The sequence below is a fragment of the Caenispirillum salinarum genome (assembly GCF_044803115.1).
GTDB lineage: Bacteria > Pseudomonadota > Alphaproteobacteria > Rhodospirillales > Rhodospirillaceae > Caenispirillum > Caenispirillum salinarum_A.
Genome location: NZ_CP085224.1, coordinates 3165611 through 3183222, shown reverse-complemented (window position 1 = coordinate 3183222; position 17612 = coordinate 3165611). Strand labels below are relative to the sequence as shown.

17 protein-coding genes are annotated in these 17612 nt (G+C 69.1%); 12 read left to right on the top strand and 5 right to left on the bottom strand.

Annotation, left to right across the window (positions count from 1 at the left end):
• Positions 1-80: 80 nt before the first annotated feature.
• On the top strand, positions 81-3374 hold the full coding sequence (locus LG334_RS14620) for a hypothetical protein (protein ID WP_404379132.1): 3294 nt from the start codon (positions 81-83) through the stop codon (positions 3372-3374).
• A 78-nt stretch (positions 3375-3452) separates the two neighbouring features.
• Here LG334_RS14620 and LG334_RS14615 read toward each other — a convergent pair whose 3' ends face one another.
• Both LG334_RS14615 and LG334_RS14610 read right to left on the bottom strand, forming a co-directional pair.
• Positions 3453-4892: a cryptochrome/photolyase family protein gene (locus LG334_RS14615; protein ID WP_404379130.1), complete on the bottom strand. Its 1440-nt coding sequence runs from the start codon at positions 4890-4892 to the stop codon at positions 3453-3455.
• Positions 4893-5002: 110 nt separating this feature from the next.
• On the bottom strand, positions 5003-5497 hold the full coding sequence (locus LG334_RS14610; RefSeq protein WP_404379128.1) for an HIT domain-containing protein: 495 nt from the start codon (positions 5495-5497) through the stop codon (positions 5003-5005).
• Between the two features lie 162 nt (positions 5498-5659).
• On the opposite strand from LG334_RS14610, the gene LG334_RS14605 reads away from it, so the two are divergent.
• The 9 genes from LG334_RS14605 to LG334_RS14565 all read left to right on the top strand — a co-directional run bounded on the left by LG334_RS14605 (position 5660) and on the right by LG334_RS14565 (position 13873).
• Entirely contained in the window at positions 5660-6613 is a 954-nt protein-coding gene (locus tag LG334_RS14605) for a DMT family transporter (RefSeq protein WP_404379127.1), read from the top strand.
• 143 nt (positions 6614-6756) lie between these two features.
• Entirely contained in the window at positions 6757-7287 is a 531-nt protein-coding gene (locus LG334_RS14600) for a Na+/H+ antiporter subunit E (protein ID WP_404379126.1), read from the top strand.
• A gap of 16 nt (positions 7288-7303) precedes the next feature.
• Positions 7304-7597, top strand: coding sequence for a hypothetical protein (locus LG334_RS14595; RefSeq protein ID WP_404379125.1), 294 nt, complete (start codon positions 7304-7306; stop codon positions 7595-7597).
• Complete coding sequence (locus LG334_RS14590; protein WP_404379124.1) at positions 7594-7923, top strand: cation:proton antiporter; 330 nt, start codon at positions 7594-7596, stop codon at positions 7921-7923. Before LG334_RS14595 ends, LG334_RS14590 begins: the two co-directional genes overlap by 4 nt.
• Positions 7920-8879: a hydrogen gas-evolving membrane-bound hydrogenase subunit E gene (mbhE, locus tag LG334_RS14585; RefSeq protein ID WP_404379122.1), complete on the top strand. Its 960-nt coding sequence runs from the start codon at positions 7920-7922 to the stop codon at positions 8877-8879. Before LG334_RS14590 ends, mbhE begins: the two co-directional genes overlap by 4 nt.
• A gap of 11 nt (positions 8880-8890) precedes the next feature.
• Positions 8891-9232: a sodium:proton antiporter gene (locus LG334_RS14580; RefSeq protein WP_404379121.1), complete on the top strand. Its 342-nt coding sequence runs from the start codon at positions 8891-8893 to the stop codon at positions 9230-9232.
• Positions 9233-9234: 2 nt separating this feature from the next.
• The gene (locus LG334_RS14575) at positions 9235-10719 is read left to right on the top strand and encodes a complex I subunit 5 family protein (protein ID WP_404379120.1); all 1485 of its coding nucleotides are present in this window, start codon (positions 9235-9237) and stop codon (positions 10717-10719) included.
• On the top strand, positions 10716-12200 hold the full coding sequence (locus tag LG334_RS14570; RefSeq protein ID WP_404379119.1) for a complex I subunit 5 family protein: 1485 nt from the start codon (positions 10716-10718) through the stop codon (positions 12198-12200). The genes LG334_RS14575 and LG334_RS14570 overlap by 4 nt, the downstream gene beginning before the upstream one ends.
• Positions 12197-13873 carry a proton-conducting transporter membrane subunit gene (locus LG334_RS14565; protein ID WP_404379117.1) on the top strand — a complete coding sequence of 559 codons (1677 nt, stop codon included), beginning with the start codon at positions 12197-12199 and terminating at the stop codon, positions 13871-13873. The genes LG334_RS14570 and LG334_RS14565 overlap by 4 nt, the downstream gene beginning before the upstream one ends.
• 20 nt (positions 13874-13893) lie before the next feature.
• Here the strand turns inward: LG334_RS14565 and LG334_RS14560 are convergent, their stop codons facing one another.
• Together LG334_RS14560 and LG334_RS14555 are read right to left on the bottom strand one after the other, a co-directional pair.
• Positions 13894-14445: a hypothetical protein gene (locus LG334_RS14560; protein WP_404379115.1), complete on the bottom strand. Its 552-nt coding sequence runs from the start codon at positions 14443-14445 to the stop codon at positions 13894-13896.
• A gap of 107 nt (positions 14446-14552) precedes the next feature.
• Entirely contained in the window at positions 14553-15545 is a 993-nt protein-coding gene (locus tag LG334_RS14555) for an RNA polymerase factor sigma-32 (protein ID WP_404379114.1), read from the bottom strand.
• Between the two features lie 120 nt (positions 15546-15665).
• On the opposite strand from LG334_RS14555, the gene LG334_RS14550 reads away from it, so the two are divergent.
• Positions 15666-16544, top strand: coding sequence for an SDR family NAD(P)-dependent oxidoreductase (locus LG334_RS14550; RefSeq protein WP_404379113.1), 879 nt, complete (start codon positions 15666-15668; stop codon positions 16542-16544).
• A 20-nt stretch (positions 16545-16564) separates the two neighbouring features.
• Positions 16565-17023 carry a nuclear transport factor 2 family protein gene (locus LG334_RS14545; RefSeq protein WP_404379111.1) on the top strand — a complete coding sequence of 153 codons (459 nt, stop codon included), beginning with the start codon at positions 16565-16567 and terminating at the stop codon, positions 17021-17023.
• On the opposite strand, the gene LG334_RS14540 is transcribed toward LG334_RS14545, so the two are convergent.
• Positions 16917-17570 (bottom strand): DUF3833 domain-containing protein, encoded by a 654-nt coding sequence (locus tag LG334_RS14540; protein WP_404386388.1) that lies wholly within the window; start codon positions 17568-17570, stop codon positions 16917-16919. The genes LG334_RS14545 and LG334_RS14540 overlap by 107 nt on opposite strands.
• Between the last annotated feature and the right edge of the window lie 42 nt (positions 17571-17612).

Here is a 17612-nt window from a genome sequence, read left to right as displayed (position 1 = left end):
CGCTCCACCGGACCGTGCCGCATGTTGCGTCGGTCCGCCCGTGTTCGCATCCTCCGTTCTCCCGCAGGAGTACCGTTGCAGTGAAGGCCGACGAGGCGACGACCAGCGGCGCGCAAGACCCGTCTTCCTCTTCCTCCGCCACCAGCAGCACTGCCACGGGCAGCGGATCGGGCAACCATCCCGTTCCGGCCGTGGCTCCGGCGCTGGGGCCCGAGGATGCTTTGGAGCCTGCGCCGCCGCGCCGTGGCGCGGGATGGTTGTACGGTGCGGCCCTTTTGCTGTCGGCGGCGTGGTTGGGCGTGTGCGCCTGGTACATCGGCCGCACCATGGGCTGGCCGGCCCTTCCCGACGTGGCGCCGGAGGTGTTCGGCGGACTGGCGGCCGGCGCGCTGGTGCCGGTGGCGGTGCTATGGCTTGTGGTTTCCACCATCGAGCGCGGGGCGGCCCTGCGGCACGAGGCCCGGCTTCTGCGCGAGCACCTGGCGCGGCTCACCTATCCCGACGCCGCCGCGCGGGCGCGGGTGGGGCAGGTGACGGATGCGCTCAAGGAGCAGGCCGAGGCCCTGACCGACGCCAGCCGCCGCGCCGTGGAACGCGCCGAGGCCGCCCGCGCCATGCTGTCGGAGGAAAACCGCGAGTTGGCCCGCGTGTCCGGCTCCGTCGGCGGCGAGGCCAAGACGGCGGCCGACGCCCTGAAGGAACAGGTCAGCGCCCTGGAAGGCGTGCTGGAACGGGTGGAAAGCGTCGGCAAGCGGCTCTCGGACGGGCTCGCCAAGCACACCAGCGCCGTCGACGGCGCCACGGGCAAGGCCGAGGAAGCCGGCGTGCGCCTGTTCGAGGTGCTGGACAACCAGACCAAGGTGCTCGACACGCTCACCCAGAACACGACGGGCCGCGTCGAGGCGCTGGAACATTTGGTGGAGCGCCAGGAAGGCGTCGCCTCCCGTGCCGAGCAGGCCGGCAAGACCCTGCGCGAAGCCGCCGAGATTCTGGCCGGCAGCACCACGGAAACGCTCACCTCGCTGGCCGATGGCGCCGACCGTGTGGAGCGCGCCGTGGGGCGCCTGGACGAGCACGCCGTCCAGGCCCGCGACAACGTGGCTGCCGCCGCCAAGGCGCTGGACGAGGCTGCCGACCATGCGGTGAAACGCGCCGCCGAGGCGTCGGAGGCCCTGGAGGGCGCCAAGGCCGGCATGGCATCCGCCGTCGACGAGGCCGGCGCCCGCCTGGACGGCATAACCGGCAAGGCCGAAGGCTACGCGCAGTCGGTCAACGACATGGCAGATGCGGCGACCGGCCGCCTGGACACCGTGGGCGCGACGGCGCTGGAACGGGTGCGCGCGCTGGGCATCGCCACCGACAACATCGGCGCCCGCGCCCGCGAAGCCTCGGAAGACGTGCGCGCCCAGGCCGACCTGCTGGAACAGACGGCGGTGCGAGTGCAGCGCCAGACCGGCGGCATCCGCGGCAGCCTGGAAAAGCAGGTGGAAGCCGTCGACGCGGTGGTCGCCCGTTTGAGCGAGCGTATGGCGGCCAACGAAAACACACTGTCCGAACAGGCCAAGGCCCTGGACGGTGCCACCGCCGAGGCGCTGTCGCGGCTGGAGAGCATCACGGCCGGCGTCAAGGCGGCGACCGAGGAAACGGACGGCGTCATCGCCCGCGCCACCGAAGCGGCGGAAAGCGTCGAGACCCGCACCAAGGGGATTGCCGGCGTGGCCGAGGACGCGCGCGACCGCCTGCTCGCCCTGACCGAGGACCTGCGCAAGGCCGGTGCGGAGGTGGAGGAAACGGCCGCCGGAGCCGACACGCGCCTCACCGGGCTCAACCAGACCTTCATCGACCGGGCGCGCAAGATCGTCACGGCGCTGGATGCGGCGCTGGACGAGGTCGTGTCGAATGCGGAGCAGCGTGGCGAAACGGTTGGTCAGCGCCTGGGCCAGCGGGCCGAGGAACTGGACGGTGCCGTGGCGGAGGCCGTCGCCCGGGTGGAGGAGCGCCTGTATTCCGCCGGCAAGGCCATGGAGGCCCAGGCCGCGGCGCTCACCGAGACGGTGGATCAGGCCGCCCAGCAGGCAGAGGGCCGCATCGGGCAGTTGAACACGGCGGTGACCAAGCGCGCCGCCGGTCTTCTGGCGCCCATCGACGAGGCGGCGCGCGGCGTCGAGGCGCGGCTGTCGACGGTGGGCGAGGGCATGGAGGCCAAGGCCGCGGAACTGGCCGCCCTTATCGACCGCACGGCAGGCTCGGCCGAGGAGCGCGTCAACATCCTGGTCGCGGCGCTGCGGGAGCGCGGCGAGGGGCTGGCCGATCCGGTGGACGAGGCCGCCCGGCGGGTGGAGGCGCGCATGGATGCGCTGGGCATGGACGTCGGCAAGCGCACGCGCTTCCTGACGGAGCAGATCGAGCGGGCCACCGGCGACTGCGAGACCCGTGTGGGCGACCTCGCCCAGGCGCTGACCGGCAACGTCAACGCCCTGACGGACTCCGCCGACCGCGCCGCCGACGCCCTGGCCGCCACCGACGCCGGCGTGCGAGAGCGGGCGGAGATGCTGGCGCAGGTGACCGACAGTGCGCTTCAGCACATCGGCGACCTCGCGCACGCGCTCGACACCACCGGCTCGCGTCTGCACGAGATCGTCGTCAACGGCTCCACGGCGGTGGGCGAAAGTGCCGAGGCGCTGGACAACGCGGTCGCCTCATACCGCGAGCATACTGGCCGCATCGCCGAGGAAATGCGCCTGGCGAGCGAGGACTTCCGGGTGCGCTTCCGCGACCTGGGCCGCACGTCGGAAGAGTCCATGGAGAAGGTCACGGCGGCGCTGGAAGAGATGCGCGCGCAGACCGATGGCCTCAGCCGCGCCAGCGACCGCCTGACCGACCAGACCGAGCGCGCCGGCACCCTGTTCGAGCGTCGCGCGGAAACCCTCAACCACGTCGCCGACCGCGCGGAGGAGAAGCTGCGCGCCCTGGAGGCCTCGCGCGACCAGGCGGACCTGCAGCGCTTCCTCAACAGCGCGGTGTTCATCATCGAGCGCCTTCAGTCGGTGGCCGTCGACGTCACCCGCCTGTTCAGCCCGACGGTGGACGAGGAGTTGTGGCAGCGCTACTACCGCGGCGACACGTCGGCCTTCCTGCGCCACGCCGCCCGCACGCTGACCCGCAAGCAGGCCGGCCAGATCCGCGAACTGTACGGCGCGAACGCCGAGTTCCGCGACTATGTGAACCGCTACATCGCCGAGTACGAAAGCCTGCTGCGCACCGCCCGCCAGACCGACCGGGCGGAGGTTCTGGCGGCTACGCTGACCAGCGCCGACATGGGCAAGCTCTACCTGGTGCTTGCCCGCGCCGTGGGCCGGCCGATGGAGGGATGATACGGACGCGGAACGACCGGCGACTGCGGGCGCAGTTGCAATCGTTCCGGTTTGCGAATGAAAGGCGCCGCCCCGAGGCTACTCTGCCGCATCCTTGATGCCCCGCCAGGCGGCCAGGGCGCGGTGGCGGGCGTGGCTGTGGTCGACCATGGGTTCGGGATAGCCGGTGCGGGCCAGTTCCAGCGGCGCCTGCCAGGGCTTGTGGATGACGCGACGGTCCATCCCGCGCAGTTCCGGCACCCATCGGCGGACGTAGTCGCCGCGCGGGTCGAACTTCTCGCCCTGGAGCACCGGGTTGAACACGCGGAAGAAGGGCGCCGCATCGGCGCCGCAGCCGGCGACCCACTGCCAGTTGCCGGGATTGCTGCCCCAGTCGGCGTCCACCAGCGTGTCCCAGAACCATTCCTCGCCAACCTGCCAGGGCGCCAGCAGGTCCTTGACCAGAAACGAGCCGACGATCATCCGCACACGGTTGTGCATCCAGCCGGTCTCCCACAGCTCGCGCATGCCGGCGTCGACGACGGGGTAGCCGGTCAGGCCCTTGCGCCAGGCGCGGATGTCGGCGTCGTCCTCGCGCCAGGGGAACAGGCGGAATTCGGGGCGCAGCGGGGTGCGGTGGAGGTCGGGGTTGTGGAACAGCTGGTAGCGGTTGAACTCCCGCCAGCCGATTTCGCCAAGGTAGGCGTCGGTGCTGGCGTTCGGCTCGACCATGCTGCGCACCGCGTTCCACACCTGCCGGGCGGATATCTCGCCGAAGCGCAGGTGCGGCGACAGGCGTGACGTGCCGACCTCCGCCGGAAGGTTGCGGCCGGTGCGGTAGCGGGCCAGGGCGCCGTCGATGAAGGTGTGCAGGCAGGTCCAGGCGCCGTCCTCGCCGGGCGTCCAGCTTTCCCGCAGGCCGCCGGCCCAGTCGGGCCTGCTGGGCGTCAGGCAGGCGTCGGCAAGCGGCGTGCTGTCGGGCCAGTGGTTCGGTGCGGCCAGGCGTTCGGGCGGGGGCAGGGTCTCCGGCTCGCCGACCGCCTGCTTCAGGGCCTTCCAGAACGGGGTATAGACCTTGTAGTGCCCGCCCGTGCCGGTTCTCAGTTGCGTCGGCCAGACCAGTGCGTCGGGGCGCAGGGCCTCCGTCTCCACCCCCTGATCTTTCAGCGCCGTCGCCATGAGGCGGGCGCTTTCGCGGTGGGCGGGGACCACGGTGTCGTTGAGCAGCACGCGAGCCGCCCCGGTTTCGGCGGCGAGTTGCGGTACCACCTCGTGCGGGCGGCCGCTGCGCAGGATCAAACGCGATCCGACGGCGCGCAGGCTTTCGTCCAGGCTTTCCAGGCTGTAGTGCAGCCACCACTTAAGGGCCCCACCTAGCGGCCGCGCGGTTTCGCCGGCGCCCAATCCCTGATTGGTGTCCACTACGTACAACGGGATCACCGGCGCGCCGGAAGAGGCCGCGGCCGCCAGTGCCGGATGATCGGCCAGGCGCAGGTCGTCGCGAAAGAGAACGATCACCGGGGAAGCGGAGGAGGGCATCGGCGGTCCTGGGCTGGGCACGATTTCAGCAAGCATTCCCACTGCTTACGCGCGGCACGCGGTCGCCGATCAGCATATTCCGAAAAAGTTGTCGGCGCCGCTCGCTGGGATCAGTGCACCGTTCGAGTGCCGGGCGCCTGGGCGCGGCGGACGGCGCTGCCGCTGCCCTGTCCGCCCTCGCGCGTCGGCGGGTCCACCTCGGGCGGGGTGATGGCCTCGCGCAGCCGGCTGACGACATGCGGCAGTTCCGCCTCGGAATAGGGCTCGCGCTCCTTCGCGCCCCACACCGGACCGGGCCAGGCGGGGTCGTCGTCGAAGCGGGCGATGACGTGGACGTGCAACTGCCGCACCATGTTGCCCAGGGCCGCGACGTTCATCTTGTCGGCGGCGGTGAACAGTTGCAGCCGTTGCGCGGCGCAGGAGGCTTCCTCCATCAGCCGCGCCCGGTCGGCCGCCGTCAGCTCATGGATCTCGCTCATCCCCTCGCGCTGCGGCACCAGGATCAGCCAGGGGTATGTCCGGTCGTTCATCAGCAGCACGCGGCAGAGCGGCCAGCGGGCGATTTCAACGGTGTCCGCGGCCAGGCGGTCGTCGAGCGTGAACATGGGAACGGTCTCCGGACGGAGTGCAGGGAAGGCATCGTCCGCAATCCTGCCGCAACGGCCGACGCCTGTCACGGTGATAGCGGCCCTTGTGGCCGCCTCGGCCGGTCGGGCATGGTAGCCGCCCCAGCAGAGACCAACCCCTTGATCCGGAAGAGCCCCGGCTTGTCGAGCAGCCAAACGTCCCCCACCGCCACAAAAACTGTCCATTGGTGGGCCTCGCCCTACCTGATGCTGGTGATGCCGCCCCTGTTCTGGGCCGGCAACGCCGTGGTGGGGCGCGTTGCGGTGGCGGATATCTCTCCTCTGGCGCTGTCGGTGGTGCGGTGGAGCCTGGCGATCCTGATCCTGCTGCCCTTCACCGCATCGGCCGTGCTGAACCAGTGGCCGGTGGTGCGGGCGAAGTGGAAGAGCATCGCGGTACTCGGCATCCTGTCGGCGGGCCTCTACAACCTGTTCCTCTACATGGCGCTGGAGACGACGACGGCGATCAACGTGACGCTGCTCAACACCTCCATGCCCATGACCATCGTGCTGGTCTCGTGGATCTGGCTGCGCGAGCGGCCCTCGGCGGGCGGCATCGCCGGCATCCTGCTGTCCATGATGGGCGTGCTGGTGGTGGTCGGGCGCGGCGATCCGAGCGTCCTCATGGGGCTGGAGGTGCACGCCGGCGACGGGCTCATGCTGCTGGCGGTCCTGGTTTGGTCGCTGTATTCCGTGGGCCTGCGCGCCCACCCGCCGGGGCTGACGGCCGGCGCCATGCTGACGGTGCAGATGATGGCGGGACTGTGTTTCCTGGCGCCGCTCTATGCCGTGGAGGCGGCGACGGTCGGCAGTTCCATTCCCATGACCTGGGGCATGGCGCTGGTGTTCCTGTATGTCGCCACCGGGCCGTCCATCGGCGCCTTCTATTTCTGGAACCGGGGCGTGGCGGAGGCCGGCGCCTCGACGGCGGGTCTCTACATCAACCTGCTGCCGGTGTTCACGGCGATCCTGGCGGTCATCTTCCTGGGCGAGAGCCTGTACTGGTTCCACGGCGCGGGCCTGGTGCTGATCTTCTCCGGCATCCTGCTGGGCACGCTGGGTGCGCGCAGGCGCCGCCGCGCCCGGGGGAACTAACGGCACCGGAGTCAGGTCTAGCGCACGCCGCATGCCCGGCCTTCGGAACGTAAGGGCGAGCGGGCGCGGCCCGCCGCAACCGCAGCACGCTTCATCCCGTTTCTCGCGAGAGCATCAACGGCGACGGGATAGGCAGGCACATCATGCCGCGCACGCCGCAGCAACGAATCGGAACACGGTGGAACGGCCGGATCGCCATTGATATGGCGGCCCGCGTCATGGTGCTGGTTCTGTTGTGGCTGCCGATCACAGAGTTCGAGACTGCCGCCTTGCCGTTCGGGGCCGTCGCGGTGACGCTCGGGACGGTGGCCGGGTGGTACGTCCGCCCGCCCAACGGCAACCTCGTTTCGCCGGTCGGTGCGGTGCGGTTCCTGGGGACGTTGATCGGCGGCATTGCCCGGACGTCGGCGGACGTTGCTCGGCGGGCTATTCTGCCCCGGGATCGGATGGCCGCGCCTGCCTTCATCACCTACCGCCTGCGCGAGCCCTCCCGTTCGGTCGCCCTCGGCCTCTCCTACACCTTGACGCTGATGCCGGGAACCGCCGGTGCAGTGATCAAGGCCGACGAGCTTGACGTGCATGTGCTGGACCAGCGCACCGGCGGCAAGGAACTCGATGCAATGGAGGCGTCGGTCGGCAGAGCCGTGGGCGCCCAGTCACCGGATAGGACGTGACCGGAGGTGCAACGCCATGGAAGCGCTGACTTGGGGTGTGGCCCTTCTTGGCCTCATCGGGTTCGTCATCATGATGTCTTGCCTGCGCTTGCCCGGGTTGGCCAACCGGATTCTGATCTACGAGATGGCGTCGCTTCTTCTTGTGGTCGAGATCCTTCTGGTGGGCGGCCTGATGGGGTATGAAGCGGCGCGCCACATCGCGCTCGTCTTCCTCGCCCTGTCGATCATCGGCGGATACACGCTGGTCCTGCGCTTCTGGATGCTCGGGAGCGACGGCGGCGAGGGCGGCGACAGGGGAGACGCCGGATGATCCTCGACATCATCTATGGCGTCCTGCTGGTGGCGGGAGCCCTGTTCTTCGCTGCCGCCGTCATCGCCTTTCTGCGCCTGGGGGACCCCCTTGCCCGCCTGCACGCCGTCGGGGTGGCCGGCACCGCCGGCTTCGGGCTGATCGTGCTGGCCCGCATCGTCGAGGCGGCATCAGTCTGGGCCATGGTGGAGTACCTCATCATCCTGGTGCTGGGGGCGGCGGCGTCGGCCACCGTAGCCCAGGGCGTCGCCTGGGCCGCGCGGACCCGTCCCGAGCAGGAGCGCACGGAGGAGTGGCCGCGCGAGGACCGGGGGAGACGGTCGTGACCCTTGGCGCAACGATCTTCGACATCGGCCTTTGCCTCGTCCTTGCCGGCGTGGCGCTTTTCGCCCTTCTCGCGCGAGATGCGCTGGACAGCGCCATCCTGTTCGGAACCTTCGGACTGCTGATGGCGGTCGCGTGGCTCCGCCTCGGGGCGCCCGACCTCGCGTTGATCGAGGCCGTCATCGAAATGGTGGTCATCCTGTTTTTCGGCACGCTTGGCTACATGCGGCGGGTTGTCGGCCGCCGTCCGCAACCCTCCGGGCGGCGACTGAGGCAGCGCCAGTTGTACACCGGGCTGGGTGCGGCGGCGGTTCTTGTCGCCTTCTCCATCGCCGTGATCGCGGCCGGCACCGCCGGAGGCGATGCAGCCCTGGCACCGGTCGTGGCGGAAGAACAGAAGAATGGTGCGGTCAAGAACCCGGTGACCGCGGTACTGCTCGACTACCGCGCCTTCGATACCCTGCTGGAAATCACGGTGCTTCTTGTGGCGCTGGTCGGCGTTATCTTCCTCCAGCCCATTCGCGGGATATGGCCGGCCGGACACACCGTTCAGCCGGAGCGCCACGGGATGCCGGCGATGAACTGGTTTGCGGCGCGCGCCGTCCCCATCGGCATCCTGCTGGCCGTGTATCTCTGGTACGCCGGTGCCAGCGAAGCAGGCGGCGCGTTCCAGGGCGGCGCCATGCTGGGGGGCATGGTCGGCGTCATTTTCATGACCCGCCTTGCCGAGTATCCCGACCCGGACGCGGCGTGGGTCCGTGCGGCGGCGGCGGCGGGGGTTGTCGTCTTCACCAGCATCGCCACGCTCATGCTCGCGCTGGGAAACAGCTTTCTTGAATATCCGGACGGGCTGACCAAGCCACTGATTCTGACGATCGAAGCGACCTTGACACTGTCCATCGGCGCCTGTCTCGGCAGCATGGTCACACTTGTTCCCGGCCGGTCGCGGTACGTGTAATGGAGGGACACGTGGATCAGGCTGTGCTCTACATGCTGACCGGCGGCTTCCTGTTCGCGGCCGGGCTGGCGGGCGTCTTCATGCGCCGCGACATGGTGATCCGGGTTATCGGCGCCAGCATCATGGCCTCGGGCACCTTTCTTGTCCTGGTTGCGGCGGTGCCGAAGGGAGGCGACGGCCGCGCCGATCCGGTTGCTCAGGCGCTGGTGCTGACGGGCATTGTCATTTCGGTGTCCCTCAGCGGCTTTGGCCTTGCCCTGGTGCGGCGGCTTCGCGAGGAAACGGTGGGTCGGCGCGAGGAGCGTTCCGAAGCCGAGGCGCACGTCACGTCCCCCGCCGAGCGCGAGCAGTAGGCATGGGTGCGACCGTTCTTCCCACTGTCGCCGCAGTCGGCGCCGTGGTGCCCTATCTTCTCGCCGCCGGGCTCAGCTTCGTTGCCGGACGCCGCGGGGCGCAGGTGATCGTGGTCGCCGCCAGCGTGGCGGCGCTGATCTCGGCCGTCGTGCTTCTGTGGATTATCGGGACTGCCGGACCGGTGACGGTTTCGCTTGGCGGCTGGGCCGCGCCCCTTGGCATCCAATGGCGCGCCGACGGATTGTCGGGTGTCATGCTTCTGGTTGCCAGCGCGGTGGGGCTTGCCGTCGCGGTGCACGGCGGCCGCTACTTCCATGCCGAGGGTGAGCCGGTCCTGACAGGGCGGTTCCAGCCGCTTCTGATGTTCCTGCTCGCGGCCTTGAATGCCCTGTTTCTCAGCGGCGACATGTTCAACTTGTACGTGACGCTGGAACTGTCGGGGCTTGCGTCCATTGCCCTGGTAGCCCTGGAAGGGCGGGCGCGCGTGATGCAGGCCGCGCTGCGCTACCTGTTCGTGACCCTGGCGAGCGCGACCGCCTTCCTCATGGGCGTGGCCCTGCTGTACGGGACGGTCGGCGTCCTGGACCTTCGCATGGCGTCGGAACGGTTGAGCCACGACCCGGCGGTCGGCCTTGCGATGACCCTGATGATCGTCGGCCTCATGGGCAAGTCCGCCCTGTTCCCGTTGCACGGCTGGCTGCCGCCGGCTCATGGGTCGGCCCCACCCCCCGCGAGCGCACTGCTGTCGGGACTGGTCGTGAAAAGCTCGTTTTATGTCCTGCTGCGCCTGTGGATAGAGGTGTTCGGGCCGCTTGATCCGGGAGAGGTCCTGCGGCAGTCCCTGGGGGTGCTGGGCGCCGGCGCCATCATATGGGGTGGTGTCCAGGCCCTGCGGCAGCGACGGCTGAAACTGATTCTTGCCTATTCCACGGTGGCGCAACTCGGCTACCTGCTGTTGGCCCTCCCGCTCCTGGGCGGGCAGGAGCCCTGGCGCTCCATGGCTTTCGGGGGCGTCGGGGTGCTCATGGCAAGCCATGCCCTGGCCAAGAGCGCCATGTTTCTTTCCGCCGGGCTGGTGGTCGCCTCGGTCGGTCACGACAGGCTTCCGGCCGTGAGGGACGCCGTCCATGTACGCCCGATGACGGTCTTCACCTTCGGCGCCGGAGGCCTGACGCTGGCGGGGCTTCCGCCGGGCGGTGGCTTTGTCGGAAAGTGGACCCTGTTGCAGGGAAGCCTGGGCTCCGGTCAGTGGTGGTGGGCTCTCGTGCTGCTTGCCGGCAGCCTGCTTGCCATGGGCTATGTGTTGCGCATTCTCGCACCGGCAATGCGACGCCGCGACGAGGTGCCGGAGCGGCGCTACAAGCCGACGCCGAAATCACTTGAACTGGCGGCGTTGGCCCTGGCCCTGGGATCGGTGGCGCTCGGCCTGAGCGGTGACTGGGTGGGATCTGTGGTCCAGACGGCTCTGAGCGGAGGCGCGCCGTGAGCGAGGCACTGGTCCCAATCCTCATACTGCTTTCGTCTTTCGTGCCGGGGATCGGCATCTTCCTGCTGCCCGAAAACCGCGGTGGCACCAGGATCGCCCTGAACCTGACCGGCGCAATCATCAAGGTCGGGCTCGCCGGGTACGTCGTCTGGCGAGCAATCGAGGGGCAGCCGCCGCTGGAGGTGTCGGTGGGCTTCGCGCCCGGTTTCGACATCATGCTTCGGCTGGATGCCCTTGCCACGCTGTTCGTCGCCCTGTCGTCGGTCCTGTGGCTGGCGACGACGGTCTACGCCATCGGCTACATCGAGGGCGACCGGGAAAGCCGGCGCTTCTTCGGGTTCTTCAGCCTGTGCATCACGGCCACCATGGGCATTGCCATGGCGGGCAACCTGCTTACGTTCTTCATGGCCTACGAGGCCCTGACGATCTTCACCTGGCCGTTGATCGTCCACGACGGCACGCCCAAGGCGTTGCGGTCCGGTGCCGTCTATCTTGCATTTCTGCTGGGCGCGAGCACCGCGTTTCTCGGCGGCGCCGCCTGGCTTCACGCGCTGGTCGGCGGCGACGTCAGCTTTGCCGCGCAGGGGCGCGACGTTGCTGCGCTCGCGGCGGATCATCCGGTGGCGCTGAGCGTGATCTTCGGTCTGCTGATCGTCGGCGTGGCATCCAAGGCCGCGATCGTTCCGCTGCACGCCTGGCTACCGGCGGCCATGGTGGCGCCGACGCCCGTCAGCGCGCTGCTGCATGCCGTCGCCGTCGTCAAGGCCGGCGCGTTCGGCGTCATCCGCATCATTCACGACGTCTACGGCGTCACTGCCCATGAAATGGGGCTCACGCAGGTGGTGGCGGGGGTGGCGGCGTTCACCATCATCTTCGCGTCCCTGCGGGCATTGCAGCAGGATCACCTCAAGCGGCTGTTGGCCTACTCGACGATCAGCCAGCTCAGCTACATCGTGCTCGGCGTGTCGCTGGGCGGGCCGCTGGCCCTTGTCGGCGGCCTCGTCCACATGATCAATCACGGCGTCATGAAGATCACGCTCTTTTTCTGCGCGGGTGGCCTGGCCGAGACGGCGCACATCCACAAGGTCAGCGAGATGAACGGGATCGGCCGCCGCATGCCGTGGACGATGGCCGCATTCACCGTGGCCGCGCTGGGAATGATCGGGCTCCCGCCCCTGGCGGGCTTCGTGACCAAATGGTACCTCGGGCTCGGGGCCTTGAACCTCGGCCTTGAATGGGTCGTGGCGGTCTTGATCGCGAGTGCGCTGCTGAACGCGGCCTATTACCTGCCCATCCTGCATGCGGCATGGCTGCGACCGCTTCCCGCCGGCACGCCCGGGGGCCGGAACGAGGCGAAGGCCCTGCTTCTGCTGCCCCCGTTGTTCACGGCGCTTCTGGTCCTGCTTGCCGGGCTGGTGCCGTGGGAGGGCGGGCCGCTCGCGCTCATCGAAAGCATCGTGGCGCGGGAGCGGTTCCCATGAGCGGCTGGACCATCCTGGCGGCGGTGGCGGCACCGCCCCTGATCCTCGCGGTTCTGCTGGTGACGCCGTTGCGGCGGCTGGTCCCGGCGCTGACCGTCGTGGCGCCTGCGCCGGCCCTGGTCGCGGCGATCTGGGCGCCGGGCAGGGCGAGTGCGACGGTGGAGCCGCTGGTCTTGGGCCTGAGCCTGGGATTCGACGACGTCGCCGGCGTTCTGCTTGTTCAGGTAGCGGCCATGTGGAGCCTGGCGGGGCTGCACTTGGTGCGTGGCCGGCCGTTCGGGCGCCGTTTCCCGGTGCTGTGCCTGCTGCTGACCATGGTGGGCAGCCTTGGGACCGTGGTCGCGCTGGACATGGTTTCGTTCTACGTCTTCCTGTCGATCATGACGGTCGCGTCCTACGGACTGGTCGAAACGGGACGGCACGACCCCGAGGAACGCCGCGCTGCCAGGATCTATCTGGGCCTGGCCCTTCTGGGCGAATTCCTTGCGCTGGTGGCGTTCCTGTTGATGGCAGCAGGCATGGACGGCGCGGAGTACGTATGGCTGCTGTACTTCGGGCTGGGCAGCAAGCTGGGTGTGCTGCCGCTCCACGTGGCGCTGCCGCTGGTCTACCGGGCGGCGCCACCCGTCGGCGCCGCGGTGATGGGCGGTGTTCTGCTGACGAGCACCGCCGTCGGATGGCTGCGCTTCCTGCCCGACGCCGGGGCAGCCCTCGAAACGGCTGTTCCGGCGCTGCTGACCGCCGGCCTCGCCGCGGCCTTCCTGGGGGCGTTGCTTGGCCTGCTGCAGCGCGAGGCGCGGGCGGCGCTGGGCTATTCGACGGTCAGCCAGATGGGGTTGCTGACGGCGTTCACGGCCGTCGCGGCCGCTGAACCGCATACGTGGTCCGCGGTGCTGCCCGTCCTGGCGCTGTTTCTGGTGCATCATGGCTTCTGCAAGGGCGGCTTGCTGCTGGCGATGGACCGCGCGGGCGCAGCCGTGGGAGCGGTGCGGCGCGCTGTGCTGGTGGTCCTGTCCCTGGCGCTTGCCGCGGCGCCCGCGACCGGCGGAGCCGTAGCCAAGCTGTGGATCAAGGAGGAAGAGCACCGGCTGCCGGGCGTATGGCATGACGTGGCCGCGCAACTGCTTCCCTTCACATCCGTCGCGACGGCGCTGTTGATGGCGCGCATCGTTTGGCTGGCCATCCACGCCGCGCCCCGCCGGTCGCAGGACGGCCGCTCGGGACCGCTTCCCGCCGCTCTGGCTGCCGTGGGCGCGATGGTGCTGCCATGGCAAATCGTCATGGGCGTTCACCACGAGCCATTGCACCTTGTGTTTTCCCGCTCTCACCTATGGGCGACGACGTGGCCGGTACTTTTGGGGCTGGCGCTGTTCCTGATGGTCGCTGTGGCGGAACGTGCCGGGAGGCGACTGCCCCCGGTTCCCGCGGGCGACATCCTTGAGCCGTCGGTGCGGCTGTGGCGCGCCGTCGAACCGGCGCGTGCCATGCGCGCCGGCGTTGCAGGCATGGCCAGGGCGCGCCGCATCATTTCCCGCCGGACCCGCCGGGGCGTGGTCATCACGTTCCAGCGGCTCCGCTATGCCGAGCGCGGCTTCCGTGATCTGCGTATCATGGGCACCGCCTTCGCCGGCCTTGTAATCATGTTGTCGCTCATGATCGTCTTTTGGCGCTGATCGTCCCGCGGCGGGAGAAATCAGGAGAAATTCTCCGGCCGGTCCTCCAGCGCGTCCAGGGCCACGAAACGGCTGTGATAGGTGTCGTCGAGGGTGCCGTGGTCGGGGGCCGCTGTCTGGACCAGTCCGCCGAACACGCCGGTCACGACGCCGTCCTCGGTCCCCAGCGGCAGCAGGAGCTTGGCGCGCGGCACGGCGCCGCCCCCGGCCAGCGTGATCATGGTGCGGTAGCAATGGACAACGCGATCGCGGCGCACGCTTTCCAGAACCCGTATCAGCACGTCCAGGTCATGGGCGCGCACCACCTCGTCGACGAAGCGGCCTTCGGCGTCGGCGCCATAACGTTCGCGCGCCTGTTCGCCCACCTGCACCAGACGGAAGCGGGGACAGTCCTCACCCGCAGCCGCCGCCGGCTCGCACGCATAGACGACGGCGTGGCGCCGCACGTCGGGCGGCAGGACGGAAAGGTCGATGGCGCCGGGCTCGGGCATCAGGCGGTCGCCGCGTGCGGCCACCCAGTGCCGGAACAGGGCCTTGAGCACGGGGTGGTCGATTTCCGGCGCGAAATGCATGCGGCTTCCTCCAGACGACACGACGCCCCGCCGGCCGGCGGGCGGTGCCCAGTATGGCCGGACGGAGCGGGGCGTCAATTGTCGAGCGGGTATTGAACCGACGCGCGTCAGGTGGCGGCGGGAACGGGCGCGCCGGGGCGGGCGCGGCGGCGCGCCGGCCCGGCTGCCCCCTTGCTCGCCTTGGCGGCCTTCGCCGCTTTCGCCGCCGTGATCGCCTGGCGCATCTTGTTGATGGCCTTGGCCTCGATCTGTCGGATGCGCTCGGCCGTCACGCCGTACAGCGCGGCCAGGGCCTGGAGCGTGTGGGGCCGCCCCGTCAGGTAGCGGCGGGCCAGTATGGTGCGCTCGCGCTCGTCCAGCACGCCGAATGCCTCGCGCACCTTCTCCCGCCGCCAATGGCTTTCCTGCCGGTCGGCAAGCTGGGCCTCCTGGTCCGGGCGCTCGTCGGCCAGGGTGTCCATAAGCGTGCCGGTGCGGCCGTCGTCCGGGTCGCTTCCGGTGGGATGGTCCAGAGACAGGTCGCCGCCCGACAGCCGCTGGCTCATCCGCACGATGTCGGACGGGCTCACGTCCAGGCGCTCGGCCAGGCGCGAGATGTCGGCGTCCGTCATGTTCTCGGTGCCGATCAGGCCCATCTCGCGCTTGGCCTTGGCCAGATTGAAGAACAGGCGCTTGTTGCCGGTGCCCGTGCCGATCTTCACCAGCGACCAGTCCTGCAAAAGATGGTTGAGGATCGCCGCCCGGATCCACCAGCGGGCATAGGTGGCGAAGCGGAAGCCCTTGTCGGGGTCATAGCGCTTGAGGCTTTGCAGCAGCCCGATGTTGCCCTCGCCGATCAGGTCCGACAGCGGCATGCCCTGGCCGCGGAACTGCCGCGCCACCTTGGGCACCAGGCGCAGATGGGCGGTGACCAGCCGGTGCGCCGCGTCGATGTCGCCCTCCCGCGCCCAGGCGTCGGCAAACCGGCGTTCCTCGTCCTCGGTCAGGACGGGAAGGGCGTGAATGGCCGACAGATAGGCGCGCAAGCCGCCCGTCCGGTCGTCGCGCGGATCCGGAAGCCGCAGCGGCGGAAGCGGGCGATCGGAAGAAGGCAGCGTCATGGGTCCGGCTCCTGCAGAGGGTGTCGGGCTCGTGGATGTGTTCGCGACGATGAAGCTGGGGGTCCTGCGATGGGCATTCAAGCCTTTTCGGACGTATCCCGGCGTATAAGACGCGCTTTGATGCGTTTTCATTCGTTTTGGGAAGACGCCGGTGCGGCGTATGACATTTCCATGATCTCCGGCGGCCCCGCCATGCGTAGAATCGTCATGAACGAGCAATCCACGGCGGGACGCAGACAGCGCACGGTCGAAGGAGCCCGCGTCGCCTGGGTGACCGGCGCGGGCAAGGGCATCGGCCGCGCCCTGGCGCTGGAACTGGCGCGGCGCGGAGCCACGGTGGCCGTCTCGGCCCGCACCGAAGCGGACCTGGAGGCACTGGCGGCGGAGCATCCGCGTTTGCATCCGTTTCCCGTCGACGTGACCGACGAGGCCGCCATGGCCGCGACCGCCGAGGCGATTCGCCGCGACCTTGGCGAGGTCGACCTGGCGGTTTTCAACGCCGGCACGCACAAACCCGTCGACGGCCGGATATTCTCCGCCCAGCCGTTTCGCACGCTCATGGAGGTCAATGTGATGGGTGTCGTACACGGGCTGGCGGCGGTGGTCCCGCGCATGGTGGCGCGCCGTGCCGGCCATGTGGCGATCATGGGATCGGTCAGCGGCTATCGCGGACTGCCCACGGCTGCCGCCTACGGCGCGAGCAAGGCCGCGCTCAACAACATGGCCGAGGCGTTGAAGCCCGAGCTGGAGTCCTGTGGTGTCTTCGTGTCGATCATCAATCCGGGGTTCGTGCGCACACCGCTGACCGAGCGGAACGACTTTCCGATGCCGTTTCTTGTAGAGCCGGACTTCGCCGCTGAAAAGATCGTGCGGGGACTTGATGCCAAACGGTTCGAAATCGCATTTCCATTCCGAATGACGCTCTTTATGAAGCTTGCGAAAGTACTGCCACAAGGGTTGTATTTCGCGCTTACACGGCGCATGGTCCGACACCGGTAAAGGGCTGCGGAGTGTCGAGCATGAGAACGACACAGGAAGAGGTACGGATAGCGGGGTTCGAAGCGTATGCGAACCTGCTTGCCGCCCTGCGTCCGGAAACCCTGCCCGAGATGCGCCGGGTGACTGCCGAGAACGTGCGCTTCAAGGACCCGTTCCACGACGTCCAGGGCCGCGGCGCCATGCTGGCCGTGCTGGAACGGACCTTTCAGGACGTCGGCGACGTCACGTTCACCATCACCCATCGCTGCATGGCAGAGCAGGGTGATGTCGGTTTCCTGCGCTGGCACATGAGCGGACGCCTGCGCAAGCTGGGCGGCAGGGCCTGGGCGACCGACGGGATGACCGAGGTTCACCTGGACACCCAGGGCCTTGTCACCGCCCACGTCGATCACTGGGACGCCGCCTCCGGCCTCTACGAGATGCTGCCGGTGATCGGGCCGGTGCTGCGTTTCTTTCGGCGGCGGATCGCCGCGTTCTGAGCGTGTCGGCGACCGGCCCTTGCGCCTGGGTTGCCGCTACGCCCGTGGCCGCCGCGATCTCAGCATCGGCCTCGGCCGTCTTGCTGTAGGCGATGGAGACCGTCCCCACATCCAGTCCCCATTTGGAGACCGTGGCGCGGTTGAGCAGGACGCCGCCCGGCTGAAGGAACATCCAGTCGTCGAACGCCAGCCTGACGGTCCGGCCGCCCATGGGCACCGCAAGCATGTACCGCCAGTGAAAGGCATTTCCCAGGCATCGACCGCGCGCCGTGCCGATCACGTCGCCGGCCCAGCCTTCGTAGCGGCCGCCCTCGTGGCGCCGGAGCGTCCAGGTGCGTGTCTCGGTGGAACCATCCTCGTACCGGAAACTCTCATCCAGGGTCAGGCGGCTTGACCCGGCGTCCCATGTGCCCGCGATGTCCACCACGAACTGCCGGCGCAGCCCGCCGAAGCGGTCGAGAAACAGGCCCCAGGCGCGGGTCTGCCCGGAAAAATAGTCCTCCGGCGCGAACCGCGGCGTCTGGTTCCTGAAATCCTCGATTCGCATCTTTCTCACCGATCATCCCGTTTCCAGAGGTACGGGAAGACC

What these genes read in the sequence shown, in the direction of transcription:
- LG334_RS14575 (WP_404379120.1), top strand. Translation starts at nt 9,235, where the DNA reads ATGGGTGCGACCGTTCTTCCCACTGTCGCCGCAGTCGGCGCCGTGGTG.
- LG334_RS14545 (WP_404379111.1), top strand. Translation starts at nt 16,565, where the DNA reads ATGAGAACGACACAGGAAGAGGTACGGATAGCGGGGTTCGAAGCGTAT.
- LG334_RS14550 (WP_404379113.1), top strand. Translation starts at nt 15,666, where the DNA reads ATGCGTTTTCATTCGTTTTGGGAAGACGCCGGTGCGGCGTATGACATT.
- LG334_RS14540 (WP_404386388.1), bottom strand. Translation starts at nt 17,570, where the DNA reads ATGCGAATCGAGGATTTCAGGAACCAGACGCCGCGGTTCGCGCCGGAG.
- LG334_RS14600 (WP_404379126.1), top strand. Translation starts at nt 6,757, where the DNA reads ATGCCGCGCACGCCGCAGCAACGAATCGGAACACGGTGGAACGGCCGG.
- LG334_RS14590 (WP_404379124.1), top strand. Translation starts at nt 7,594, where the DNA reads ATGATCCTCGACATCATCTATGGCGTCCTGCTGGTGGCGGGAGCCCTG.
- LG334_RS14615 (WP_404379130.1), bottom strand. Translation starts at nt 4,892, where the DNA reads ATGCCCTCCTCCGCTTCCCCGGTGATCGTTCTCTTTCGCGACGACCTG.
- LG334_RS14610 (WP_404379128.1), bottom strand. Translation starts at nt 5,497, where the DNA reads ATGTTCACGCTCGACGACCGCCTGGCCGCGGACACCGTTGAAATCGCC.
- LG334_RS14560 (WP_404379115.1), bottom strand. Translation starts at nt 14,445, where the DNA reads ATGCATTTCGCGCCGGAAATCGACCACCCCGTGCTCAAGGCCCTGTTC.
- LG334_RS14555 (WP_404379114.1), bottom strand. Translation starts at nt 15,545, where the DNA reads ATGACGCTGCCTTCTTCCGATCGCCCGCTTCCGCCGCTGCGGCTTCCG.
- LG334_RS14595 (WP_404379125.1), top strand. Translation starts at nt 7,304, where the DNA reads ATGGAAGCGCTGACTTGGGGTGTGGCCCTTCTTGGCCTCATCGGGTTC.
- LG334_RS14565 (WP_404379117.1), top strand. Translation starts at nt 12,197, where the DNA reads ATGAGCGGCTGGACCATCCTGGCGGCGGTGGCGGCACCGCCCCTGATC.